Raw genomic sequence first — 25,010 nt, 5'->3', positions numbered from 1 at the left:
GAATGTTCGGGGCCCTAGGATCCGTTATCGGACTGCGGGCCCTCACCGGGGTCGGCAGGAAGGCCCCGCACAGCCCGAGCACCCTCAAGACAAGGATGAAGCCCCGTGAGCGATGTCCGCAATGTGATCGTCATTGGCTCCGGACCCGCCGGATATACGGCCGCGTTGTACGCCGCTCGAGCCTCTCTGAAGCCGCTGGTCTTCGAGGGTGGCATCACCGCAGGTGGTGCACTGATGACCACGACCGACGTGGAGAACTTCCCCGGGTTCCGTGACGGGATCATGGGCCCGGATCTCATGGACAACATGCGGGCCCAGGCCGAGCGCTTCGGCGCCGAGCTGGTCGCCGACGATGTCACCGCTGTCGATCTGACCGGACCGATCAAGAGCGTGACCGACAGCGCCGGAACCGTCCACCAGGCCCGTGCTGTGATCGTGGCGACGGGCTCGCAGCACCGCAAGCTCGGTCTGGCACAAGAGGACGCACTGTCCGGACGAGGCGTCTCCTACTGCGCCACCTGTGACGGCTTCTTCTTCCGCGAGCACGACATCGTGGTGGTCGGTGGCGGCGACACGGCAATGGAAGAGGCGACCTTCCTCTCCCGCTTCGCCAACACCGTGACCATCGTGCACCGACGTGACAGCCTGCGCGCCTCCAAGGCGATGCAGGAGCGGGCGTTCGCCGACCCCAAGATCAAGTTCATCTGGGACAGCGAGGTCGCGGAGCTGCACGAGGAGGGCGGCAAGCTCAGCAGCATGACGCTGCGGTCCACCACCACCGGTGAGACATCCAAGCTGCCGGCCACCGGCCTGTTCGTCGCCATCGGTCACGACCCGCGAGTGGAGCTGTTCCACGGCCAGCTCGACCTGGACGAGGAGGGCTACCTCAAGGTCGAATCGCCCTCGACACGCACCAACATCCCGGGCGTCTTCGCTGCCGGCGATGTCGTGGACCACACCTACCGCCAGGCGATCACCGCTGCCGGCACCGGGTGCTCCGCGGCGCTGGACATGGAGCGTTACCTCGCGGCCGTCGCCGACAGCGAGACCATCGAGGTCTGACCGCAGCAGCGGACGCCACCCCCGAGCTTGTCCTCCGCAACCCCAACCCAAGGAGAGCCATCATGGCCGGTGCCACCATCACCGTGACCGACGCCGACTTCGACGAGAAGGTCCTCAAGAGCCAGAAGCCCGTTCTGGTCGACTTCTGGGCCACCTGGTGCGGCCCGTGCCGCCAGATCGCGCCGGCGCTGGAGGCCATCGCCGATGAGCAGGCCGAGAAGCTCATCATCGCCAAGCTGAACGTGGACGAGAACCCGGAGACCGCCGCCAAGTACGGCGTCATGTCCATCCCGACCATGAACGTCTACCGCGGTGGCGAGGTCGTCAAGACCATCGTCGGCGCCAAGCCGAAGGCCGCGCTGGAGAAGGACCTCGACGAGTTCATCGCCTGATCCTTCACAGCAGCCGAGAGCCCCGGTGTCGTTTCACGTGAAACGACACCGGGGCTCTCGCTGTATGACGGGTACGAGGTCCGGAACGAGGACGGCTTCCCTTCAGGACTCCTGACCGGGTTCACCGTCGTCAGTGAGCTGCTGCCCGAGGACCCGGCCCTCACCTGGAGCCAGCTGCCCGAGGATTCGCTCCAGATCCTCCATGGAAGCGAACTCGACGACCAGCTTCCCCTTCTTCTGACCGAGATCGACCTTCACTCGGGTCTCGAACCGGTCCGAGAGCCGACCTGCCAGGCTCTCCAGCGCCGGCGAGACCAGCTTGCCGGCCCGGGGGCCCCTCGCCTTGGAACCCTGCCGCCCGCCCTTGGCCTCCAGGGTGACGATCTCCTCGACCGCCCGGACCGAAAGGCCCTCGGCGACGATGCGGTGAGCGAGCCTGTCCTGCTCCTCCGAAGCATCCACGGAGAGCAGCGCCCTGGCGTGCCCTGCGGACAGCACTCCGGCGGCCACCCGCCGCTGAACGGCCGGAGAGAGTCGCAGCAACCGGAGGGTGTTGGAGACCTGGGGCCGGGACCGCCCGATCCGGTCCGCCAGCTCCTCATGGGTGCACTTGAAGTCCCGCAGCAACTGGTCGTAGGCCGCCGCCTCTTCGAGCGGATTGAGCTGTGCCCGGTGAAGGTTCTCCAGCAGCGCGTCCAGCAGCAGCCGGTCGTCCTCGGTGGCCCGGATGATGGCCGGAATGGCCTCCAGCCCGGCCTCCCGACAGGCACGCCAGCGCCGCTCACCCATGATCAGCTCATAGCGCCCGCCGCCCAGCGAACGGACGACCACGGGCTGCAGCAGGCCGACCTCCTTCACGGAGGTGACCAGCTCCGCCAGGGCGTCCTCGTCGAAGACCTCCCGCGGCTGACGCGGGTTGGTGGTGATGGCGTCCAGCGGCAGCTCGGCGAAGGTCGCTCCTGCCACCTCCGCGATCGGCGACGCCGCCTGGGCCGGCACCGCCGGCGTCTCCACTCCGCCCTGCTGCTCCGGTTCCGACCCCGACTCGGGGGTAAGAGCGTCCGAGATGACCGCCGCCGCGACTCCACGCTCGCTGGGGAGGACGGGCACCGCACTGGGCGAGGTCGGGCCGGCCTGCTTGGCCTGCTCCTCCGCACTCCGCGGCGCGGCGGGAATCAGCGCCCCCAGTCCACGGCCGAGCCCTCTGCGTCGTTCGCTCACAACTTCCCCTCGTTCGCTTCCTGCTGCTGCGGGCCAGCGCCACGCAGCGCGATCTCCCGGGCCGCCTCCAGATAGGAGAGCGCACCGCTGGAACCCGGATCGTATGTGAGCACGGTCTGCCCATAGCTCGGTGCCTCCGAGATCCGGACCGAGCGGGGGATGTTGGTGCGCAGCACCTCGGTGCCGAAGTGCCCCCGGACCTCCTCGGCGACCTGCGACGCGAGGCGAGTCCGACCGTCGTACATGGTCAGCAGGATCGTCGAGACATGCAGATCGGGGTTGAGATGCCCGCGCACCAACTCCACGTTCCGCAGCAGCTGGCCCAGCCCTTCGAGCGCGTAGTACTCGCACTGGATCGGGATGACCACTTCGGCGCCGGCGACCAGAGCGTTGACCGTGAGCAGCCCGAGCGACGGCGGGCAGTCGATCAGCACATAGTCCAACGGCTGCTCGTAGTTGCTGATGGCTCGCTGGAGGCGGCTCTCGCGCGCCACCAGGGAGACCAACTCGATCTCGGCGCCGGCAAGATCGATGGTGGCCGGCGCACAGAAGAGCCCCTCCACATCGATGACGGGCTGCACGACCTCGGAGAGCGGGCGGCCCTCGACCAGGACGTCGTAGATCGACGGGATGTCGGAGTGATGGTCGATGCCGAGCGCGGTGGACGCGTTCCCCTGGGGGTCGAGGTCGACCACCAGGACACGGGCGCCGTGCAGAGCCAGCGACGCCGCCAGGTTCACGGTGGTGGTCGTCTTACCGACGCCGCCCTTCTGGTTGGCGACGACCATGACCCGCGTCTGCTCCGGCCTGGGCAGACTGCCGCCGGAGCGGTGCATCGCCGCGACCGCCTGCTGCGCGGCACGGCCAACGGGAAGCTCGCTGCTGGGCGGCGGGGTGTTGCGCGCGACATCCACCGCCCCGCCGGGGGCGTCCGCCAGCTCGGAGCGGGGGCCAGGGACCGGCTCGGCCGTCGGCCCAGCAATATTGGCGTCGGACCGCAATGGTTCACTCTCCTCGACACGCACAGCCTTCGTGGTCTCAAAGACTGCCATGTCGGTGGGCTTCTGAACCAGCGAGGCCCGCTTACTTGTGGACAGCGGCCGACCTGTGGACAACTTCGTGCCCCTATCGGGTGACGCGGAGCCGCGCTCACGCGGTCCGGGGGCGGCTCGGCCACGGCTGATGATTCCCTGCAACAGCGAGCGTCGTTTCACGTGAAACACGATGCGCGCGCCCCTGCGGGCACCACCCCCGACACACCCCGGCACCTTCCCCGACCGCTGGTATGGAGTAGCCCGACCCGAAGTCGGTACCCACGCCCACACCGCGGCCACGGCCCGCGGCCGCCGCCCACGGCGGGGACAGAGCAACGAACTGTGGCACCGGCCCAGAGGGCCGGTGCCACAGAAACATCCGAGGGGGAGCGCCGCCAGCGCCGCCTCAGGGCTGGCGACGTCGACGGCGGCCAGTACGTGCCGCCTTCGCCCGCTTGGCGGCGAAGCGGACGCCTCCAGGGCTCTCGCCGGCCTCCACCCGAACCACCGTGGACGGAGGGTCCACCACATCGTGGCCGGCGGAGAGGACCTCCGTCTTCACCACACCCAGCTTGCCGAGCGCAGCCCTGGCGGTACGCAGCTCCTCGACCGCCGCGTCGCCCTTGATCGCGAGCATCTCGCCGTAGGGCCGCAGCAGGGGCACCCCCCAGCCGGCGAGCCGGTCCAGGGGCGCGACCGCGCGGGCCGTGACCACATGTACGGGGGTGAAGGTGCCCAGCACCTCCTCCGCCCGTCCACGCAGCACGGTCACATGGTCGAGGCCGAGCAGGTCCACGGCCTCCTGGAGGAAGCGCGTGCGCCGCAGCAGCGGCTCCAGCAGGGTGATCTCCAGATCGGGACGGACCAGGGCCAGCGGGATACCCGGCAGGCCGGCTCCCGAGCCCACGTCGCAGACCGTGACGCCGTCCGGCACCACCTCGGAGAGCACCGCGCAGTTCAGCAGGTGCCGCTCCCACAGACGCGGGACCTCACGGGGGCCGATGAGCCCACGCTGCACCCCGACACCTGCCAGCAGCTCCGCATAGCGCTCGGCGTCGGGCAGCCGGTCCCCGAACACCCGGTGCGCCGCTTCGGGCGGCGCGGACGGCTGCTGCGGGGCCCCGTCGGGTGTGCCGTCGGTCGTCACGGAAGAACGACCACTCGGCGCTGCGGCTCCTCGCCCTCCGACTCGCTGTTCAGGCCGGCCTCGGCGACCGCGTCGTGCACGACCTTCCGCTCGAACGGGGTCATCGGCTTCAGCTTCACCGGCTCACCCGTCTCCTGCACCTGCTTGACGGTCTCGGCGGCCAGTTCCGTCAGCTTGGCGCGCTTGGCGTCACGATGGCCCGCGATGTCCAGCATCAGCCGGCTGCGCTCACCGGTCTCACGCAGCACCGCCAGCCGCGTCAGCTCCTGGAGCGCCTCCAGGACCTCACCCTCGCGGCCCACCAGCTTCTGCAGGTCGCGTCCGCTGTCCTCGGCCATGATCGAGACCAGCGCACGGTCGGCCTCGACGTCCATGTCGATGTCCCCGTCGAGGTCTGCGATGTCGAGCAGGCCCTCCAGGTAGTCGGCCGCGATCTCGCCCTCCTGCTCCAGGCGGGTCAGGGCCGATTCGCCGCCCTCGGCGGGGGCGGTGGTGGTGTCCGACACGTCGGGACTCCTTCTTACTTCTTGGACTTGGCGGAGGAGGACTTCGACTTCGCGCCCGGCGACTTGCCGGAGCCGTTCTTGGCGGAGCCGTTCTTACCGGAGCCGTTCTTGGCGGAACCGGAGCCCGAGCCGTTCTTGCCGCCGTTGCCGCGGCCCTCGGTGCCCTCGCCGGCGCCGGTGGTCGAAGCATCGCCGGCGGAGTCGGCGGCACGGGTCGACGAGCCCTGGTTGGGCCTCTTCCGCTCCGCGTGCGCCTTGCCCTGAGGGTTCTTCTTCAGCTGTGGCTGGCCCGCCGCACCGACCTGGCGCTTGGACTTGCTCTTGCGCTTCGGCTGCTGCCGCTGGGCGCGGGCTTCCTCGACGGCCTTCTTGGTCTCCAGCTCGACCGGGTCCTCCTGGAGCTTCCCCTTCTTGCGCAGCCGTTCCTGGCGCTGTTGGAAGGCGATACTGCCGGGAGTGGGGTTCCGGGTGATCACGTACATCTGCTGGCCGAGGGTCCACACGTTGGTGGTGAGCCAGTAGATGAGGACACCGACGGGGAAGTTGATCCCGAAGACGGCGAAGAGGATCGGGAAGATGTACATGAGCATCTTCTGCTGATTCATGAAGGGCGTCTTGACCGTGAGGTCGACGTTCTTCGTCATCAGCTGGCGCTGCGTGTAGAACTGCGACAGCGACATCAGGATGATCATGATGACGGTGACGACTCGGACGTTCATCAGCGAGGCGTCGAACTCGGCCAGCCGCTCGGCGGAGTCCATGAACTTGGTGGCGATCGGCGCACCGAAGATGGTGGCCTCACGGGCGCTGGCGACCTGCTCGGCGTTGAGCACACCGACCGTGCGGTTGCCTGCGATGTGGTTCAGCACCTGGAAGAGCGCGATGAAGAAGGGTGACTGCGCGAGGATCGGCAAGCAGCTGGAGAGCGGGTTGGTACCCGTCTCCTTGTACAGCTTCATCATTTCCTCGGACTGGCGCTGCTTGTCGCTCTTGTAGCGCTCCTGGATCTTCTTCATCTGGGGCTGCAGCGCCTGCATGTTGCGCGTCGCCTTGATCTGCTTGAAGAAGAGCGGGATCAGCGCGATCCGGATCACGATCACCAGCGAGACGATCGACAGACCCCAGGCCCAGCCGCTGCCCTCGTCGAAGACCAGGCTGTAGACATCGTGGAACCGCACGATGATCCAGGAAACAATCCAATAGAGGGGACTGAGGATCGAGTTGATCGTGTCCACGAGTCAGGCTCCTTGGGCATTCGTATGGGTCCGGTCCTGCCAGCGGTTGCGCAGGCGCTGGTGCCAGACGGGGTGCTTCCGGGGTGGGACATGGTCGACGCCGCCGGGCGACCAGGGATTGCAGCGCAGGATGCGCCAGGCGGTGAGAGCCGTGCCCTTGAAGGCACCATGCCTCTGGATGGCCCCATATCCGTAATGGGAGCATGACGGGTAGTAACGACAAACTGGACCGAGAAGCGGGCTGATCGTCCACTGATAGATCTTGATCAGTAGAAGCAGCGGGTACTTCACGGCCGTACCCCTCCCAGTAGCCGCTCCAGCGCGGCATCGAGGTCCCGGGCGAGCTGCTTGGAGGCGGCCTCACCCGCGCCGGGCAAAGCCCGGACAACGACCAGGCTACCTGCGGGCAGCACGGTCAGACGTTCGCGTATCAGATGGCGAAGGCGGCGCTGCACACGGTGGCGGACCACCGCGTTGCCCACGGCCTTGCTCACGACGAAACCCGCACGTGGCGAGGGGATGCTCTCCCCTGTCCCGTGCGGGTTCCTGTCGTTCAGATGGACGACGAGAGTCCGGCGTCCGGACCGTCGTCCGCCACGTACCGCGGCCGTGAAGTCCTCGCGCCGCCTCAGCCGGTTCTCGGAGGGCAGCACCGCTTCACACCTGAGCCAGTGACTCAGGCCGACAGACGGGTACGGCCCTTGGTACGGCGGGACGCGATGATGGCGCGACCGGCACGCGTCCGCATGCGCAGCCGGAAGCCGTGGGTCTTCGCGCGACGCCGGTTGTTCGGCTGGAAGGTGCGCTTGCTCACTTGGGGCTCCAGTACATCTTTCGGTGCTCCGGCGAGAGTCACCGGACCAGGGGTGTGTGGCGTCGATCGGCTGTCACCGTGCGCCCACGAGGAACCGCGGTGCCTGGATGAGTGGCGTTTGCACAGCCACGAAGGGCTCCGGCTCACTGGGAGTCTGCCCATCGGAGGCAGGCGGCGCCAGCCGTCGACAACTCGACCGTGCAACGGTACGCGCGGGCCGCCCTCGCGGTCAAACCGGGCCGTCACGGCCACAGCGCCTCAGGCGTGGCATGGCGTCCGGTTGTACACACCCTGTGGACAATGACTTGATACGCGTACGCCGCGCTGACTACCGTGGCGTGACTCGGACCAGATTTCCTCAGCCCCGGCGCCCCTTGAACTCCCGCACCCGCCGGCGCGACCGTGAACAGCGAGTTGAGAGAGCGTGCCCCGTGGCTGACCTGCCTGCCGACCTTGCCGCGGTGTGGCCTCGCGCGCTCACCACCATGCTCGCCGAAGGGCAGGCGCTGGAGGCCAAGGATCACCGATGGCTCCAGGACTGCCAGCCGTTGGCCCTGGTGTCGGGCACCGCGCTGCTCGGCGTTCCCAACGAGTACGCGAAGAGCGTCCTGGAGGGACGGCTCGCCCCGCTGATCAGTGACGCCCTCAGCCGCGAGTGCGGGCAGCCGATCCGGCTGGCGATCACCGTGACCGCCCCGCCGCCCGAGGCCGCGCCGGCCCGGGTCAGCAGCGCCAAGCCCGCCCCGCCGCCCGAGGCGGAGGCCGGCCGCCACGGCGCGCAGGAACGGCACAACGCTCCCGAACGACACAGCTCCCCCGAACGGCACGGCGTCCAGGACCGGCGCGGCGGGGGTGAGGACCGCGGAGACGGGCCGAACGGTCCCGGCGGCGGCCCGGAGTACGGCGGCCGCGAACGCCCGGTGGCCCGCCCCGCCTACCCCGACCACCCGCACGCGCCGCGGACCTGGCCGCAGCAGGACGGTTATCCGCTGCCCTCCCAGCGGGAGCCGTACGGCCGCGAGGACTACGTCCGCGAGGGGTACGAGCCCTACCAGGGCTACGAGAAGTCCGGCTACGAGCAGAAGCCCTACGAGCGGCAGGGCTACGACAAGCCCGGGTACGACAAGCCGGGCTACGACCAGGGCGGATACGAGCAGGGCGGCTACGAACAGAACCAGGGGGCGTACGAGCCCCGCTACGAGACGCCGTCGGTGCCCGGCCCGCGCTACGAACGCTACGGCCAGCGCCCGGGCGGCCCCTCCGGCGGCGGACCGCCCGCGTTGCACGGCGCCCCGGCTCCCTCCAGCGGCGTCGGCCCGGCCGAGCCGACCGCCCGGCTGAACCCGAAGTACCTCTTCGACACCTTCGTGATCGGCGCCTCCAACCGCTTCGCCCACGCCGCGGCCGTCGCCGTCGCCGAGGCACCCGCGAAGGCGTACAACCCGCTCTTCATCTACGGCGAGTCCGGTCTCGGGAAGACACACCTGCTGCACGCGATCGGCCACTACGCGCGCAGTCTGTACCCGGGTACCCGGGTGCGGTACGTCTCGTCAGAGGAGTTCACCAACGAGTTCATCAACTCCATCCGGGACGGCAAGGCCGACGCCTTCCGCAAGCGGTACCGCGACATGGACATCCTGCTCGTCGACGACGTGCAGTTCCTGGCGAGCAAGGAGTCCACGCAGGAGGAGTTCTTCCACACCTTCAACACGCTCCACAACGCCAACAAGCAGATCGTGCTCTCCTCCGACCGGCCGCCGAAGCAGCTGGTGACCCTGGAGGACCGGCTGCGGAACCGCTTCGAGTGGGGTCTGATCACCGACGTCCAGCCGCCGGAGCTGGAGACCCGGATCGCGATCCTGCGCAAGAAGGCCGTCCAGGAGCAGCTGAACGCACCGCCGGAGGTGCTGGAGTTCATCGCCTCCCGCATCTCCCGCAACATCCGTGAGCTGGAGGGCGCGCTGATCCGCGTCACCGCCTTCGCCAGTCTCAACCGGCAGCCGGTGGACCTCGGGCTGACCGAGATCGTGCTGAAGGACCTGATCCCCGGCGGCGAACACGCCACCCCGGAGATCACCGCCGACGCCATCACGGCGGCCACCGCCGACTACTTCGGGCTGACCGTCGACGACCTGGGCGGCTCCTCGCGCAGCCGCATCCTGGTCACCGCCCGGCAGATCGCGATGTACCTCTGCCGTGAACTCACCGACCTGTCGCTGCCCAAGATCGGCCAGCACTTCGGTGGTCGTGACCACACCACGGTGATGCACGCGGACCGGAAGATCCGCGCGCTGATGGCCGAGCGGCGCTCGATCTACAACCAGGTCACCGAGCTGACCAACCGCATCAAGAACGGCTGAGCAGGGGTTCCGGACCGCCTCCCGGGGCGGCGGATCCCGGGCCCGGTACGTCTCCCAGACCTGCCAGGCCTCCCACCCGTGCCACGCGTGCCATGCGTCCCAGCCGTCCCGAGGCGCCCGTCCGCGCCCACTCCTGACAGCTCACTCACCACTTCACCCACGCTCCGTCCCGCCTGCCCGCCGACCACCGGCCGAGCGGCGGTTCAGCCTGCCCGCGGGCGGCCCGGGGGCTCTCCCGTCCGGCACGCCCCGGGACGGCCCGCCACGCGTCCGAGACGCCCTCGCAGCGCTCCACGACGCTCCCACAGCGCGCTCTTCACCACCCGCGAGCACCCCACGAGCGGTCGCGTGTGCCGTCCCCGGAGTGGTGGAACCGCTCCCAGGCCCGATCACCGGCGGGGAGGGCCCGTTCGAGCGCCGGCGAACTGCGCCGTCGTCCTGTTCGATTAACTGCCGGGTTACGGGTGTCGTCCACAGATTCACCGACTTTTTTCCCTCCACACCCTGTGCGCGCGCAGAGTTGTCCCGAACCTCGTCCACAGCTCAGCGGCCCTGTCGGCGTCTACCCAGGTCAGACCCCTGTGGATGTGTGGACCGAGACAATCCACAGACTGTGGACAACGCCTGGGTACCGAGGAGGGCCGTCGATCGTTGTCCACCGCGACCCGCCGACTGCCCACAGGCGAGGGCCGGTTGTGCACATCCTGTCCACAGGGTTGTCCACTGTTCGGCAACCTAGCGCACTCGCTCACCGGAAGGAGTGAAACAGCTCACACGGCTCTTGCCACGGGCCTGTTGAGAACGCCGCAGAAACTGGGGACAGAGCTGGGGAGAAACCGGGGCTTCCTGGGGACGGCCTGTGCACAGCCGTCGGGCGTCCACAGACGCGGCTGGTTTATCCACGGCCGCGTACACAGGCCCGGTGGATAAAAAAACGGTGCTGACCTGGGAAAACGGAGTTATCCACGGTTTCCACAGGCCCTACTACTACCACTACGGATAGAGAGCGCCAGAATCGTTTTGAAGTGGGTGCTGTGCATAACCGCGCCCGGCTCGGGTCTACCCCCCACGCAGCGACTTGACTCCTCCGAGCGCCTACTGTCGGTGCTGTGCGTCAGACTGGTGCCCTGCGAAGGAGCCAGCAGCAGGAGCCAGCAGTAGGACCGCCGCCCAGGAGAGACGAGCGGCCAGCGACAGCAGCAGGAGGCGGCTGAAGTGAAGATCCGGGTAGAACGCGACGTGCTCGCCGAGGCGGTGGCCTGGGCCGCGCGCAGCCTGCCGGCGCGCCCGCCGGTCCCGGTCCTCGCCGGGCTGCTGCTGAAGGCCGAGGACGGCTCACTGAGCCTCTCCGGCTTCGACTACGAGGTCTCCGCCCGCGTCTCGGTCGAGGCCGAGACCGAGGAGGAGGGCACCGTCCTGGTCTCGGGCCGGCTGCTCGCCGACATCTGCCGCGCCCTCCCCAACCGCCCGGTGGAGCTGTCCACAGACGGTGTACGGGTGAGCCTGGTCTGTGGATCGTCGCGCTTCACGCTGCACACGCTTCCGGTCGAGGAGTACCCGGCGCTGCCGGAGATGCCGACGACCGCCGGCACCATCTCCGCCGAGGTCTTCGCCTCCGCGGTGAGCCAGGTCGCGATCGCCGCCGGGCGTGACGACACCCTCCCCGTGCTGACGGGCGTGCGGATCGAGATCGAGGGCGACACGGTCACCCTCGCCTCCACCGACCGCTACCGCTTCGCCGTCCGCGAGTTCCTGTGGAAGCCGGAGACCGCCGACACCTCCGCTGTCGCCCTGGTCCCGGCCAAGACGCTGCTGGACACCGCCAAGTCGCTGTCCAGCGGGGACACCGTCTCCCTGGCGCTGGCCGGCTCCGGTGCGGGCGAGGGCCTGATCGGTTTCGAGGGCTCGGGCCGTCGCACCACCACCCGGCTCCTGGAGGGGGACCTCCCGAAGTACCGGACGCTCTTCCCGACCGAGTTCAACTCGGTCGCCGTGATCGAGACTCCGCCGTTCGTCGAGGCCGTCAAGCGCGTCGCGCTGGTCGCCGAGCGCAACACCCCGGTCCGGCTGAGCTTCGAGCAGGGCGTGCTGACCCTGGAGGCCGGCTCCAGCGACGACGCACAGGCTGTGGAGCGGCTCGACGCCCGCCTGGAGGGCGACGACGTCTCCATCGCCTTCAACCCGGGCTTCCTGCTGGAGGGGCTGAGCGCGATCGACTCCCCGGTGGCTCAGCTGTCGTTCACCACCTCGACCAAGCCGGCGCTGCTCAGCGGCCGCCCGGCCGTGGACGCCGAAGCGGATGACGCGTACAAGTACCTGATCATGCCGGTGCGGCTCAGCGGCTGACCCCGGCGAGCGATCGGCCCGGCCCGCCGCGCGGCACACCGCCGCACGGCGGGCCGTTCCCGTCGGTGCGGAGCCCCGCCGCCCCACCACCCTGCACAGGCACCCGCACATCCGGTCGACGTCCACGCCCGGCCCGGACGACCGGCCCGCAGGCCGGTACCCCGCCGCCGCGTAGGCTCTGTCGGACGGAACGCTGCCCCGGCAGCGGCACGACCACCAGAAAGGTCCTTTCGATGGAGCTCGGTCTCATCGGCCTCGGCAAGATGGGCGGCAACATGCGCGAGCGCATCCGCCGGGCGGGCCACACCGTCGTCGGGTACGACCGCAACGCCGACCTCGCCGACGTCCACAGCCTGGAAGAACTGGTGGAGGCGCTGCCCGCGCCGCGCGTGGTGTGGGTCATGGTCCCGGCCGGCGACGCCACCCAGGCCACCGTCGACGAGCTGGGCACGCTGCTCTCGCCCGGTGACGTGGTGGTCGACGGCGGCAACTCGCGCTGGACCGACGACGAGGCGCACGCCGCCCAGCTCGCCGAGCGCGGCATCGGGTTCGTCGACTGCGGCGTCTCCGGTGGCGTCTGGGGCCTGGAGAACGGCTACGCCCTGATGTACGGCGGCGACGCCGAGCACGTGGCGCGGGTGCAGCCCGTCTTCGACGCGCTGAAGCCGCCCGGCGAGTTCGGTTCGGTGCACGCCGGCAAGGTCGGCGCCGGTCACTTCGCCAAGATGGTCCACAACGGCATCGAGTACGCCATGATGCAGGCGTTCGCCGAGGGCTGGGAGCTGCTGGAGGCGGTCGACTCGGTGACCGACGTCCGCGAGGTGTTCCGGTCCTGGCAGGAGGGCACCGTCATCCGTTCCTGGCTGCTGGACCTCTCGGTCCGCGCGCTGGAGGACGACGAGCACCTGGAGAAGCTGCGCGGGTTCGCGCAGGACTCCGGCGAGGGCCGCTGGACGGTGGAGGCGGCGATCGACCACGCCGTGCCGCTGCCGGCGATCACCGCGTCGCTGTTCGCCCGCTTCGGCTCGCGGCAGGACGACTCGCCGCAGATGAAGATGATCGCGGCGCTGCGCAACCAGTTCGGCGGTCACGCGGTCGAGTCCAGCAAGGAGTGAGCCGCCCGGTCCCGCCGGGTCCCCGGGAGGGCCGCGCCGTCGGTGCGGCCCTCCCGGGCGGTGGGGCCGCCAGGTCCTCGGGCAGCAGCAGAAGTCAGCGGGAAGGCCGACGTCGTCCATGCATGTCACCCATCTCTCGCTCGCCGACTTCCGCTCCTACGAGCGTGCCGAGATCGAACTCGGCCCCGGGGTGACGGTCTTCGTCGGGCCGAACGGCCAGGGCAAGACCAACCTCGTCGAGGCGATCGGCTATCTCGCCACCCTGGGCAGCCATCGGGTCGCCTCGGACGCGCCCCTGGTCCGGTCCGGCGCGGAGCGCGCCGTGGTGCGCGCGGCCGTGGTCGAGGGGGACCGGCGGCAGCTGGTCGAACTGGAGCTGAATCCGGGCCGGGCCAACCGGGCGCGGATCAACCGTTCCGCGCAGGTGCGCCCCCGTGACGCGCTGGGCATCGTGCGTACGGTGCTGTTCGCGCCCGAGGACCTCAGCCTGGTGAAGGGCGATCCGGGGGAGCGGCGCCGGTTCCTCGACGAGCTGATCACGGCCCGTGCGCCGCGGCTGGCGGGGGTGCGGGCGGACTACGACCGCGTCCTCAAGCAGCGGAACACCCTGCTGAAGTCGGCGGCGATGGCCCGTCGGCACGGCGGCCGGTCCTCCGGCTCGCAAGGGCCCGACCTCTCCACGCTCGATGTCTGGGACCAGCATCTGGCGCGCGTCGGTGCGGAGTTGCTGGCGCAGCGGCTGGCGCTGGTCGCCGAGGTGGAGCCGCTGGCCGACAAGGCGTACGAGCAACTGGCCCCCGGTGGCGGCCCGGTGGGGCTGGAGTACCGCTCGACCGCCGCGCCCGCGTCCGGCGAGGACGCGGGCGCCGACGACGGTCAGGGTGACGTGGACGCCGCGGCCGGGGCGGTCGGCCCGGCAGTCGGTGGGGGGCCCGATCTCGGCCCGGCGGCGCTGTACGAGCGGCTGCTGGCCGCGCTGGGCGAGGCGCGGAAACGGGAGATCGAGCGCGGCGTGACGCTGGTCGGGCCGCACCGTGACGAGCTGCTGCTGCGGCTCGGCCGGCTGCCCGCCAAGGGGTACGCGAGCCACGGCGAGTCGTGGTCGCTGGCGCTGGCGCTGCGCCTCGCCGCCTACTCGCTGCTCTCCGAGGACGGCCCGGAGCCGGTGCTGGTGCTGGACGATGTCTTCGCCGAGCTGGACGCCCGCCGCCGGGAGCGGCTGGCGGAGCTGGTCGCGCCGGGCGAGCAGGTGCTGGTGACGGCGGCCGTGGAGGAGGACGTTCCGTCGGTGCTGTCCGGGCGCCGGTTCCGGGTGGCCGACGGGCAGGTCAGCGGTGGCTGACGACGGTGCCCGGCGCGGTCCGTCCGCCGGGCGGCCGGACCCGGGCTCCCGTGCCGGGTCCGCGTCCGGCGGTGACGCGTCCGGCGGTGACGCTGCCGGGACGCCCGGGACCGAGCCGCCTCCCACCGGGGTGGACCTGGCGCGGGTGGCGCTGCGCGCCGCGCGGCAGCGGGCACGGGAACGCGGCGCCGTACAGCCGCGGCGGGCGAGGACGCCGGGGCTGCGCTCCGGCGCACGGCCCGGTGGCCGGGACCCGCTGCCGCTGGGAGCGGCGTTCGAGCGGCTGAAGTCGGAGCGCGGCTGGGAGATGCCGATCGCGGTGGGCGGGGTGTCGGGCCGCTGGCCGGAGGTGGTCGGCCCGGATGTGGCGCTGCACTGTGTGCCGGAGGGCTACGACGAGCGTGAGCGGGTGCTGACGGTTCGCTGCGACTCCACGGCGTGGGCGACCCAGCTGCGGTTGCTGGCGCCGCAGTTGCTGGCGCGGCTGAACGCGGAGCTGGGGCCGTCGGCGGTGAAGCTGATCAAGGTGCGCGGGCCCGGTGGTCCGCCGAAGAAGCCCGGTCAGTGGCGTGCGCCGGGCAGCCGCGGTCCGGGCGACACCTACGGTTGAGCGGCTGCCGCCACCGCGGGCCGGGCGTGCCGGGCGGCCCTGCGGACGACTCCCGGACGACTCCCGGACGGCCTCCCGGGCGCCGCCGGCGGCGCCGCACTGTGCCGCACACGCCCGAGTGCCCGCCCACCGCGGGATGTGACCGGTGTCACGTCCCTTCCGGATGCCGCCCGCCGGCCCCCGCGGCTGACTCGTGCCGGGGCCCGCGCGGTCCCGGCGGCCTGTCGCCGGAGGCTCGGGATGGGCCGGTTCGTCAGGGAGTGAGGCGGTTTGGTGGTCGCGGACCGGCTCACCGCTGTGCGGCTCTGTGAGCGATTCCTGGGGTGGGTGTCCATATGGGGAGTTGGTAGAGCCCGGTTCAGGGCATCAGGTGTGCCGTCAGGGCCCGGCAAACCCCCATCACTGTCGGCGGTGGCGGTAGACTGAGCGGACCGCCTCTTGCGGACCATGTCGAGTGACACGGCGTCTCCGGAATGCCCGGAGCTGTGCTGTGCTGTGCCAGAAAGGGCGCTTCGTGGCCGATTCCGGCAGCCCCAACGAGAACGACCCCGTGACCTCCCTCTCCGAGGGCGTGTCCGACCAGGCGGTGGAGGCGTCCTACGACGCCAGCGCCATCACGGTCCTGGAGGGTCTGGACGCGGTCCGCAAGCGGCCCGGAATGTACATCGGCTCCACCGGTGAGCGGGGCCTGCACCACCTCGTCGCCGAGGTGGTGGACAACTCCGTGGACGAGGCGCTCGCCGGTCACGCGGACACCATCGACGTGACGCTGCTCGCCGACGGCGGAGTGCGCGTGGTGGACAACGGCCGGGGTATCCCGGTCGACATCGTGCCCTCCGAGGGCAAGCCCGCCGTCGAGGTGGTGCTGACCGTGCTGCACGCGGGCGGCAAGTTCGGTGGCGGCGGCTACGCGGTCTCCGGCGGTCTGCACGGCGTCGGTGTCTCCGTGGTCAACGCGCTCTCCAAGCGGGTCGCGGTCGAGGTCCGGCGGGACGGCTTCCGCTGGACCCAGGACTACGAGCTGGGCGTGCCCACCGCGCCGCTGGCGAAGAACGAGGCGACCGACACCTCGGGCACCACCGTCACCTTCTGGGCCGACGGCGACATTTTCGAGACCACCGACTACTCCTTCGAGACGCTCTCGCGGCGCTTCCAGGAGATGGCGTTCCTGAACAAGGGGCTGACCATCTCGCTGACGGACGAGCGGGAGTCGGCGAAGCAGACGGTCGGCGCGGACACCGCCGGCACCGAGGACGACGACGTCGCGCGGCACGTCAGCTACCACTACGAGGGCGGCATCTCCGACTTCGTGCGCCACCTCAACTCCCGCAAGGGAGAGATGGTCCACCCCACGGTGATCGACATCGGCGCCGAGGACAAGGAGCGGATGCTCTCGGTGGAGATCGCGATGCAGTGGAACACCCAGTACACCGAGGGCGTCTACAGCTTCGCCAACACCATCCACACCCACGAGGGCGGCACCCACGAGGAGGGGTTCCGCGCGGCGCTGACCGGCCTGGTCAACCGCTACGCGCGGGACAAGAAGCTGCTGCGGGAGAAGGACGACAACCTCGCGGGCGAGGACATCCGCGAGGGTCTGACCGCGATCATCTCCGTCAAGCTCGGCGAGCCCCAGTTCGAGGGCCAGACCAAGACGAAGCTGGGCAACACCGAAGCGAAGACGTTCGTCCAGAAGATCGTCCACGAGCACCTCACGGACTGGCTGGACCGCAACCCGGTCGAGGCCGCCGACATCATCCGCAAGGGCATCCAGGCCGCCACCGCGCGGGTCGCGGCGCGCAAGGCGCGGGACCTCACCCGCCGGAAGGGCCTGCTGGAGACGGCATCGCTCCCGGGCAAGCTGAGCGACTGCCAGTCCAACGACCCGGCCAAGTGCGAGATCTTCATCGTGGAGGGCGACTCCGCGGGCGGCAGTGCCAAGTCCGGCCGTGACCCGCAGTTCCAGGCCATCCTGCCGATCCGCGGCAAGATCCTGAACGTGGAGAAGGCCCGGATCGACAAGGTCCTCCAGAACGCCGAGGTGCAGGCGCTGATCTCGGCGTTCGGCACGGGCATCCACGAGGACTTCGACATCGCGAAGCTCCGCTATCACAAGATCATTCTGATGGCGGACGCCGACGTCGACGGTCAGCACATCAACACCCTGCTGCTGACGCTGCTCTTCCGCTTCATGCGCCCGCTGGTCGAGGCCGGTCACGTCTACCTGTCGCAGCCGCCGCTCTACAAGATCAAGTGGGGCCGGGACGAGTTCGAGTACGCCTACTCCGACCGCGAGCGGGACAGCCTGATCGAACTCGGCCGCGGCCAGGGCAAGCGCATCCGCGACGACTCGATCCAGCGGTTCAAGGGTCTGGGCGAGATGAACGCCGAGGAGCTGCGGGTCACCACCATGGACTCCGCCCACCGGCTGCTGCGCCAGGTCACCCTGGACGACGCCGCCGCGGCGGACGACCTGTTCTCCGTCCTCATGGGCGAGGACGTCGAAGCCCGCCGCACGTTCATCCAGCGCAACGCCAAGGACGTCCGCTTCCTGGACATCTGAGGTCGGGCCCCCGGGCAGGCGCCCGGGGGCCGCCGCGCGCCGCCGGCGGGCCACCCCGCGGCACGCGGGGACGGCGCCCCACCCGGCGCCTCACCGGAGCCCCGGCCGGCCCACCACCGGCCGCCCGGGAGCACGCCGCGCACCGCACCCAGCCGGACAGTCGCACAGCCTCACAGCCGCACCAGAAGTCGTAACGCCTCGCAGCTCGAACGGATCGGACGCTAAACCATGGCCGAGGACAACAACCCCACCCCGGACGGCGACACCACACCCGTGCCCGCCGGTGACGCCGAGGTTCCCGCAGCCCTGCTCGCGCCGGAGTCCGGTGACCGTGTCGAGCCGGTGACGCTCGAGACGGAGATGCAGCGCTCCTACCTCGACTACGCGATGAGCGTGATCGTCTCCCGCGCGCTGCCCGACGTACGGGACGGCCTGAAGCCCGTGCACCGCCGCGTGCTGTACGCCATGTACGACGGCGGCTACCGGCCCGAGCGCGGCTTCTACAAGTGCGCCCGCGTCGTCGGCGACGTGATGGGCACCTACCACCCGCACGGCGACACCTCCATCTACGACGCCCTGGTGCGGCTGGCCCAGCCCTGGTCGATGCGGATGCCGCTCGTCGACTCCAACGGCAACTTCGGCTCCCCGGGCAACGACCCGGCCGCCGCCATGCGGTACACCGAGTGCAAGATGGCGCCGCTCGCCATGGAGATGCTCCGGGACATCGACGAGGAGACCGTCGACTTCCAGGACAACTACGACGGCCGGAACCAGGAGCCCCGGGTCCTGCCCGCGCGCTTCCCCAACCTGCTGATCAACGGCTCCGCCGGTATCGCGGTCGGCATGGCCACCAACATCCCGCCGCACAACCTCCGCGAGGTCGCCGCCGGCGCCCAGTGGTGCCTGGAGAACCCCGACGCCGGCTCCGACGAGCTGCTCGAAGCCCTCATCGCCCGGATCAAGGGCCCCGACTTCCCCAGCGGCGCCCTGGTCGTGGGCCGCAAGGGCATCGAGGAGGCCTACCGGACCGGCCGCGGCTCCATCCCGATGCGGGCGGTCGTCGAGGTCGAGGAGATCCAGGGCCGTCAGTGCCTGGTCGTCACCGAACTCCCCTACCAGGTCAACCCCGACAACCTCGCGCTGAAGATCGCCGACCTGGTGAAGGACGGCCGGGTCGGCGGCATCGCCGACGTCCGCGACGAGACCTCCTCGCGGACCGGCCAGCGCCTGGTCATCGTCCTCAAGCGGGACGCGGTCGCCAAGGTCGTGCTCAACAACCTGTACAAGCACACCGACCTCCAGACCAACTTCGGCGCCAACATGCTGGCGCTGGTCGACGGCGTGCCGCGCACGCTCTCCCTGGACGCGTTCATCCGCAACTGGGTCTCCCACCAGATCGACGTCGTCGTCCGCCGCACCCGCTTCCGGCTGCGGAAGGCCGAGGAGCGCGCCCACATCCTGCGCGGTCTGCTCAAGGCACTGGACTCGATCGACGAGGTCATCGCGCTGATCCGCCGCAGCCAGACCGTCGACGAGGCACGCACCGGACTGCGCGAGCTGCTGGCGATCGACGAGATCCAGGCCAACGCGATCCTGGAGATGCAGCTGCGCCGCCTCGCCGCGCTGGAGCACCAGAAGATCACCGCAGAGCACGACGAACTCCAGGCGAAGATCAACGAGTACAACGCCATCCTCGCCTCCCCCGAGCTCCAGCGGCAGATCATCAGCCAGGAACTGGCCGCGATCGTCGACAAGTACGGCGACGACCGCCGCTCCAAGCTGGTGCCGTTCGAGGGCGACATGTCCATCGAGGACCTCATCGCCGAAGAGGACATCGTCGTCACCATCACCCGCGGCGGCTACGTCAAGCGGACCAAGGCCGACGACTACCGGGCGCAGAAGCGCGGCGGCAAGGGCGTGCGCGGCACCAAGCTGCGCGAGGACGACATCGTCGACCACTTCTTCGTCTCCACCACCCACCACTGGCTGCTGTTCTTCACCAACAAGGGCCGCGTCTACCGGGCCAAGGCGTACGAACTGCCCGACGCCGGCCGCGAGGCGCGCGGCCAGCACGTCGCCAACCTGCTGGCGTTCCAGCCGGACGAGAAGATCGCCGAGATCCTCGCCATCCGCGACTACGAGGCGGTCCCGTACCTGGTGCTGGCCACCAAGTCCGGCCTGGTGAAGAAGACGCCGCTGAAGGACTACGACTCCCCGCGCTCGGGCGGCGTCATCGCCATCAACCTGCGGCAGATGGACGACGGCCGCGACGACGAGCTGATCGGCGCCGAACTGGTCTCCAGCAGTGACGACCTGCTGCTGATCAGCCGCAAGGCGCAGTCGATCCGCTTCACCGCCACCGACGACGCGCTGCGCCCGATGGGCCGCGCCACCTCCGGCGTGAAGGGGATGAGCTTCCGCGAGGACGACGAGCTGCTGTCGATGAACGTCGTGCGGCCGGGAACGTTCGTCTTCACGGCCACCGACGGCGGTTATGCGAAGCGGACCGGCGTGGACGAGTACCGTGTGCAGGGCCGCGGTGGCCTCGGGATCAAGGCAGCGAAGATCGTCGAGGACCGCGGTTCACTGGTCGGTGCGCTGGTGGTGGAGGCCACGGATGAGATCCTGGCCATCACACTCAGCGGTGGAGTGATTCGCACGCGGGTCAACGGGGTACGGGAGACCGGCCGTGACACCATGGGCGTATCGCTGATCAACCTCGGCAAGCGTGACGCCGTGGTCGGTGTCGCCCGCAACGCCGAGGCAGGCCGGGAGGCCGAGGAAGTCGAGGCCGAGGACGGCGGGGACGATCAGGCCCCTGTCGCCGAGGCACCGGATTCCGCCGTTTCCGGCGACGCCGGTGACACCGCGACCGACCCGGCAACCGACGCCGGCGACGGCCAGTGACGCTCGTTCCGACTGGCACGCGTACCAAGGAGTAAGCCGTGAGTGGAGCCCCTGGCACCCCCGGCCGCGGTGCGGGGGACGACAGTTCCCCGAAAGCAGAACCGACCACCATCACGGACGGCGCATCCGGCGCCGACCCCGGGCGCGACAGCTCCCGGTCAGCGACGACTCGTGGGGGGACCACGATGACCAGGCCCACGGACTCCTATTCCCAAGGCGGCCAGGGACACCCCCAGCAGGACCAGCAGTACCGGCCGCCACAGGCCTACCCGGCGCCGCCCGGAGCCCCGCCCGGCGGCGGCTCCGAGCACGGCGGGACCAGCGGTGGCCCCCGGCCGGACGAGACCGCGCAGCTGCGGCCGCAGTCCGGGGCGCGGATCTCGACGCCGGCGCAGCAGACGCGGGGCACGCAGGCCACCGCGCCGCAGACGGAGCGCCGTCCGCGCACCGGGGCCCGGACGGTGCCCCGCGTGCGGAAGGCGCGGCTGAAGGTCGGCCGGGCCGACCCGTGGTCGGTGATGAAGGTCAGCTTCCTGCTCTCCATCGCGCTCGGGATCTGCACCATCGTCGCGGTGTCGGTGTTGTGGATGGTGATGGACGCCATGGGCGTCTTCTCCAGCATCGGCGACACCATCAGCGAGGCGACCGGGACGGAGAACGAGGGAGGGTTCGACCTCCAGGGGTTCCTGTCGCTACCCCGCGTCCTGACGTTCACCGCGATCATCGCGGCGATCGACGTGGTGCTGGCCACGGCGCTGGCCACGCTGGCGGCGTTCATGTACAACCTGTCCGCCGGCTTCGTCGGCGGTGTCGAGCTGACGCTCGCCGAGGACGAGTGACGGCGTCCGGCGGTGACAGCTTCCGGCGGTGACCGTGTCCGCCGGTGACAGCGGCGGCGGTGCGGCCGCCGCTCTCACCGGCGGAGCGGAGCGGACAGGCCCGGCGACGGGAAGACGGCCCGGCCCCCTGCCAGGGGGCCGGGCCGTTCGCCGTGGTGAGGACGGTACGACGGGCGCTTCCGGGGCGTCCCGGGGTGTTTCACGGGTCTTCGGCGGTCATCCAGGGGCCGCCTCCGACCCGGTGGGGGCGTGGCGCCCGGGGGCCGGTGCCGGGGCCGCCGAACCGATTTGGGCGCCGGGCCGCACATGCGCTAATCTTTCCGAGCAGCGCGGGGCTATAGCTCAGATGGTTAGAGCGCATCCCTGATAAGGATGAGGTCACAGGTTCAAGTCCTGTTAGCCCCACCAGCGCAAACACCCCTGACCGGTATCGGTCAGGGGTGTTTTGACGCCATCAACTGACGCCAGCGGCGCCCTCCGGTGCTGCTGAGGACCCGCTGAGCAGGTCTGCGAGAAGCGCGGCCGCCGCTCGCTGGTCGTCATCCACAACGTGTGTGTAGATGTCCATCGTCATGCGGATCTGACTATGCCGCAGGATCGCCTGCGCCACCTTGGGGTGCACCTTCAGGAAGGCCAGCAGCGTGCCGCAGGTGTGCCGGGCGAGCCGCACGGTCACCCGGCGCACCGGCGCCTTCGAGACAAGAGTCTCGAAGGTCCGACTGAACCCCCGTGGCTCGATGGGCCCGCCGTGCCGCTCGGAGAACACCAGCTCCTCGCCCGGCGCCTGGTGCCAGTGCTCCCCCGACTTCTCCCGCTCTTCCCGCTGAACCTCCTTCCGCTGGTGGAGGGCGTCAGCGCAGAACGCCGGCAGCGGCAGCGCGGCCTGCGAGGAGTCGGTCTTGAGCTTCTTCAGCACGAGACGGCCCTTCTCTCGCTGCACCTGGTAGGTGGGCGTGAACTGCTCCCGCTCGAAGTCCACGTCCTGCCAGCGCAGCCCCAGCACCTCACTTCGCCGCAGCCCGAGCCCGAGCAGCAGCACGAACGCCGCGTGCAGCCGATGCTCACGCGTCGCTTTCAAGAACGTGATCCCCTCCTTCGCGGTCCACGGCTGCCGCTCCTGCTTCTCGACTGTCGGCATGTCCACCAGCTCGGCGACGTTCCGGACAACGATCTCCTCACGTCGTGCACGGGAGATCGCGTTCCGCAGCACCCGCAACGTCTCGGCTCGGGTCGCTGCTGGTACGCCGTCGCGCTTCATGCGTGCCAGCGCGTCCCGTACCTGGGCGACGCTGAGCTTGACCAGTGACTTGGTGCCGAGGTGAGGCACCAGGTACAGCCGAACCTTCCCTTCGTACTTCAGGTAGGTGTTGTGCTCCGTGTTCGGCTCGACGATCTCGGCGAGCCAGTAGGTGAGCCACGCGCCGACCTTCCACGGCTGTGCGACGGTCGGGACGCCCATGCGTTCCTTCTGCCGCAGCTCGGACAGCTTCGCGTCGACTTCGTCGTATGTGGCCCCGTAGACATCTGCCCGATGGCGACGGCCCTCCGGGTCGGTCACGTAGGTGCGGCCGTGGTAGCGGCCGTCCTTACGCTGGCCGATCGTCCCAGCGCCGTTCGGCTTGCGCTTCTTCGTCGTCACCAGTCGGAGTCCTTCTGTCGGGAGCGGATGAAGTCGGTAAGTGCGTCGGCCGGCACGCGCCGCGCGCGGCCGATGGTGAAGCTCGGAAGCTGCTTCGACCGGATCAGGTCGTAGACCTTGCTGCGGCTGAGCCGGAGCGCCGACATGACCTCGGGCACGGTGAGGAGGGCTTCAGGGGTGGTCACGGTGTCTCCCTGGTCTCTGTGGAGTTGTGGTCGTCCGTGTCTGGGGATCCGCAACATCCGCCACGCCGCAACATCCCTGGTCAGAGGGGGTGGGTTTGTGGCGGATGGCTGGGGTGTGGCGGATTGGTTCCGCCACACCCCTGGTTGGTGTGGTGTGTCAGCCCGGAACTGCGGCGTCGTGGGTGTTGCGGGTGTCATCCGCCACAGGGAGTTGTTCCGCCACGGTCTTGGGGGTGCTGACCTGCGGTGTGGCGGATGTGGCGGATGTTGCGGCTTCCTGGGGCTGGGTGCAGTAGCGGAGCCAGGCGTCGGCGAGGTCGTCGGCGTAGTAGCCCTTGGGGGTGCCGCCGGCGGTGCGGATGCCTCGGGGGCGGATCGGCTGGTTGGTGGCGGTGACGTATTCGCCCAGCAGCTTCGACAGTCCGCGCGGGGTGAGGGGGCGGCCTTGGTAGTCGCCCCAGGGGGCGTCGTCCATGGCGTTGAGGGTTTCGAGGATGACGGCGGTCGGCATGCGGTCCGAGCCCTGGAAAACGTGGTCGCGGAGGTCGGTGAGGAGGCGGATGCCGATGGAGGTCTTGTCGTCCTCCCCTGCTGCGGCGACGAGTTCGACGCACGCCTGGCGGGCGCGGTCGGGCCAGTCGCCGCCTGCGGCGTCGGCGACGGCGAGGAGGGGTTCCCAGACGTCGGCGGGGCGGTCGGTGACGCCGTCGGGCATGGTCGGCCAGCTTCCCCGGACGGTGTCGGCGACGGAGAGGGCCCAGTCGGCCAGGCGGTCGCGGAGCTTGTTGCCCTCGGCTTCGTGGATGCGCTGGCGGTAGGGCGAGACGCGCTCGTTGGGTGCGCGGCGGCGCATCTTGACGACGACCGCGCGGGTCATGATCGTGTCGGGCAGTCCCCCGAGTCCGGCGACGGCGACGGCGCAGTAGGACGGGAAGGCGACCACGGACTGGGTATCCCCGGCGGCGACGCACCGGTAGGTGACGCCGGAGCGGCGGTGGCCGGCGTTGAGGAAGCCGCGCAGTTCCTCGTTGTCCCCGGCGGTCTTGGGTCCGAAGACGGTGTCGATCTCGTCGAAGAGGATCGTGGGCCGCCCTTCCAGCCCGGAGACGGCGCGGAAGAGCGCGGCCGGGGAGGCGTTGACGGCGACCATCGGCGAGGGCGTGAGGGTCTCCACGATCTCCAGCGCCCGCGACTTCCCCGACCCCGGTTCCGGGGAGAGGAACGCCAAGCGCGGGGTGGAGTCGAAGCAGTCCAGCAGGTGCGCGTGGGCGTCCCAGAGTGCGACCGCGACGTAGGCCGCCTCGAAGGGGAAGACGTTGAACCGGCGGTGGAAGGCTTCCACTTCGTGCAGGAGGGCGGCGCCGTCGATCGGTTCGGTGGTGGTCATGGGGTGGTCCCCTCGGGACGGGTGGGGCAGGTGGCCGGGTGGTCGGTGTGCAAGCTGATGAGCTGGTGGACGTGGTCGGCGCCGTGTGCGGTGAGGTGCCACCCGCAGACGCACCAGGCTTCGGCCGTGGCAGGGCCGGAGCGCGGGGTGCGGATGGTGAGCCAGCGGCCGGGCTGACCCGGGGTGGTCGGGCGCGGGTCAGGGATCTGATCGGGCGCCCTTCGGGCGGCGACCTCTCGGGCGCCAACGGCCACCAGGGGCCGGGCCAACCGGGCGGGCCCCTGGTGGCCGTTGGCGCCCGAGAGG

At 70.1% G+C, this 25,010-nt stretch carries 20 protein-coding genes, 1 tRNA gene and 2 pseudogenes; 11 read left to right on the top strand and 12 right to left on the bottom strand.

All coding sequences use genetic code 11. From position 1 onward, the window contains the following. Positions 1-105: 105 nt before the first annotated feature. Positions 106-1,062, top strand: coding sequence for a thioredoxin-disulfide reductase (gene trxB, locus E0D90_RS04860; protein ID WP_130796719.1), 957 nt, complete (start codon positions 106-108; stop codon positions 1,060-1,062). A gap of 62 nt (positions 1,063-1,124) precedes the next feature. After that, positions 1,125-1,454, top strand: a complete 330-nt coding sequence (trxA, locus tag E0D90_RS04855) for a thioredoxin (RefSeq protein WP_103502656.1) — start codon at positions 1,125-1,127, stop codon at positions 1,452-1,454. Positions 1,455-1,556: 102 nt separating this feature from the next. Here the strand turns inward: trxA and E0D90_RS04850 are convergent, their stop codons facing one another. From E0D90_RS04850 to rpmH, 8 genes and pseudogenes are all read right to left on the bottom strand, one after another. Next, a complete protein-coding gene (locus tag E0D90_RS04850; protein ID WP_103502655.1) occupies positions 1,557-2,675 on the bottom strand; it encodes a ParB/RepB/Spo0J family partition protein in 1,119 nt (372 codons plus the stop codon). Beyond that, on the bottom strand, positions 2,672-3,727 hold the full coding sequence (locus E0D90_RS04845; protein WP_103502654.1) for a ParA family protein: 1,056 nt from the start codon (positions 3,725-3,727) through the stop codon (positions 2,672-2,674). Before E0D90_RS04845 ends, E0D90_RS04850 begins: the two co-directional genes overlap by 4 nt. Positions 3,728-4,115: 388 nt before the next feature. After that, on the bottom strand, positions 4,116-4,856 hold the full coding sequence (gene rsmG / locus E0D90_RS04840) for a 16S rRNA (guanine(527)-N(7))-methyltransferase RsmG (RefSeq protein ID WP_103502653.1): 741 nt from the start codon (positions 4,854-4,856) through the stop codon (positions 4,116-4,118). After that, positions 4,853-5,362, bottom strand: a complete 510-nt coding sequence (locus E0D90_RS04835; RefSeq protein ID WP_103502652.1) for a Jag family protein — start codon at positions 5,360-5,362, stop codon at positions 4,853-4,855. The genes rsmG and E0D90_RS04835 overlap by 4 nt, the downstream gene beginning before the upstream one ends. 14 nt (positions 5,363-5,376) lie before the next feature. Beyond that, the gene (yidC, locus tag E0D90_RS04830) at positions 5,377-6,588 is read right to left on the bottom strand and encodes a membrane protein insertase YidC (RefSeq protein WP_103502659.1); all 1,212 of its coding nucleotides are present in this window, start codon (positions 6,586-6,588) and stop codon (positions 5,377-5,379) included. A gap of 54 nt (positions 6,589-6,642) precedes the next feature. Continuing rightward, a pseudogene (gene yidD, locus E0D90_RS04825) lies at positions 6,643-6,888 on the bottom strand (membrane protein insertion efficiency factor YidD); the annotation flags it as partial. Further along, positions 6,885-7,250: a ribonuclease P protein component gene (gene rnpA / locus E0D90_RS04820; protein ID WP_103502650.1), complete on the bottom strand. Its 366-nt coding sequence runs from the start codon at positions 7,248-7,250 to the stop codon at positions 6,885-6,887. The pseudogene yidD and the gene rnpA, both read right to left, overlap by 4 nt. Positions 7,251-7,273: 23 nt before the next feature. After that, positions 7,274-7,411 carry a 50S ribosomal protein L34 gene (gene rpmH / locus E0D90_RS04815; protein ID WP_103502649.1) on the bottom strand — a complete coding sequence of 46 codons (138 nt, stop codon included), beginning with the start codon at positions 7,409-7,411 and terminating at the stop codon, positions 7,274-7,276. A gap of 431 nt (positions 7,412-7,842) precedes the next feature. Between rpmH and dnaA the strand changes: the two genes are divergently transcribed. The 9 genes and pseudogenes from dnaA to E0D90_RS04770 all read left to right on the top strand — a co-directional run bounded on the left by dnaA (position 7,843) and on the right by E0D90_RS04770 (position 21,901). After that, positions 7,843-9,771: a chromosomal replication initiator protein DnaA gene (gene dnaA, locus E0D90_RS04810; protein ID WP_130796718.1), complete on the top strand. Its 1,929-nt coding sequence runs from the start codon at positions 7,843-7,845 to the stop codon at positions 9,769-9,771. A gap of 1,215 nt (positions 9,772-10,986) precedes the next feature. Further along, positions 10,987-12,117: a DNA polymerase III subunit beta gene (dnaN, locus tag E0D90_RS04805; RefSeq protein WP_103502647.1), complete on the top strand. Its 1,131-nt coding sequence runs from the start codon at positions 10,987-10,989 to the stop codon at positions 12,115-12,117. 212 nt (positions 12,118-12,329) lie between these two features. Then, a pseudogene (gnd, locus tag E0D90_RS04800) lies at positions 12,330-13,232 on the top strand (phosphogluconate dehydrogenase (NAD(+)-dependent, decarboxylating)); the annotation flags it as partial. Positions 13,233-13,350: 118 nt separating this feature from the next. Continuing rightward, a complete protein-coding gene (gene recF / locus E0D90_RS04795) occupies positions 13,351-14,574 on the top strand; it encodes a DNA replication/repair protein RecF (RefSeq protein WP_130796717.1) in 1,224 nt (407 codons plus the stop codon). After that, entirely contained in the window at positions 14,567-15,184 is a 618-nt protein-coding gene (locus tag E0D90_RS04790; RefSeq protein WP_130796716.1) for a DciA family protein, read from the top strand. The genes recF and E0D90_RS04790 overlap by 8 nt, the downstream gene beginning before the upstream one ends. A 490-nt stretch (positions 15,185-15,674) precedes the next feature. Beyond that, positions 15,675-17,747 carry a DNA topoisomerase (ATP-hydrolyzing) subunit B gene (gene gyrB / locus E0D90_RS04785; RefSeq protein ID WP_130796715.1) on the top strand — a complete coding sequence of 691 codons (2,073 nt, stop codon included), beginning with the start codon at positions 15,675-15,677 and terminating at the stop codon, positions 17,745-17,747. Positions 17,748-17,975: 228 nt separating this feature from the next. After that, positions 17,976-20,654, top strand: a complete 2,679-nt coding sequence (gene gyrA, locus E0D90_RS04780) for a DNA gyrase subunit A (protein WP_103502900.1) — start codon at positions 17,976-17,978, stop codon at positions 20,652-20,654. 185 nt (positions 20,655-20,839) lie between these two features. Continuing rightward, positions 20,840-21,493, top strand: a complete 654-nt coding sequence (locus E0D90_RS04775; protein WP_103502901.1) for a DUF3566 domain-containing protein — start codon at positions 20,840-20,842, stop codon at positions 21,491-21,493. Between the two features lie 331 nt (positions 21,494-21,824). After that, positions 21,825-21,901 (top strand) — tRNA-Ile (locus tag E0D90_RS04770). A 46-nt stretch (positions 21,902-21,947) separates the two neighbouring features. On the opposite strand, the gene E0D90_RS04765 is transcribed toward E0D90_RS04770, so the two are convergent. From E0D90_RS04765 to E0D90_RS27605, 4 genes are all read right to left on the bottom strand, one after another. Further along, positions 21,948-23,132 (bottom strand): tyrosine-type recombinase/integrase, encoded by a 1,185-nt coding sequence (locus E0D90_RS04765; RefSeq protein ID WP_130796714.1) that lies wholly within the window; start codon positions 23,130-23,132, stop codon positions 21,948-21,950. Then, positions 23,129-23,317 (bottom strand): helix-turn-helix domain-containing protein, encoded by a 189-nt coding sequence (locus tag E0D90_RS04760; protein WP_227869993.1) that lies wholly within the window; start codon positions 23,315-23,317, stop codon positions 23,129-23,131. Before E0D90_RS04760 ends, E0D90_RS04765 begins: the two co-directional genes overlap by 4 nt. A 157-nt stretch (positions 23,318-23,474) precedes the next feature. Then, the gene (locus E0D90_RS04755) at positions 23,475-24,704 is read right to left on the bottom strand and encodes a DUF3631 domain-containing protein (RefSeq protein WP_130796712.1); all 1,230 of its coding nucleotides are present in this window, start codon (positions 24,702-24,704) and stop codon (positions 23,475-23,477) included. Then, positions 24,701-25,010 (bottom strand): hypothetical protein (locus tag E0D90_RS27605; RefSeq protein ID WP_227869992.1); only part of this gene is annotated, 310 nt, incomplete at its 5' end. The genes E0D90_RS04755 and E0D90_RS27605, both read right to left, overlap by 4 nt.

Source organism: Streptomyces otsuchiensis (assembly GCF_004305975.1).
Classification (GTDB): Bacteria; Actinomycetota; Actinomycetes; order Streptomycetales; family Streptomycetaceae; genus Streptomyces; species Streptomyces otsuchiensis.
This window is presented reverse-complemented; position numbering and strand designations above follow the sequence as displayed.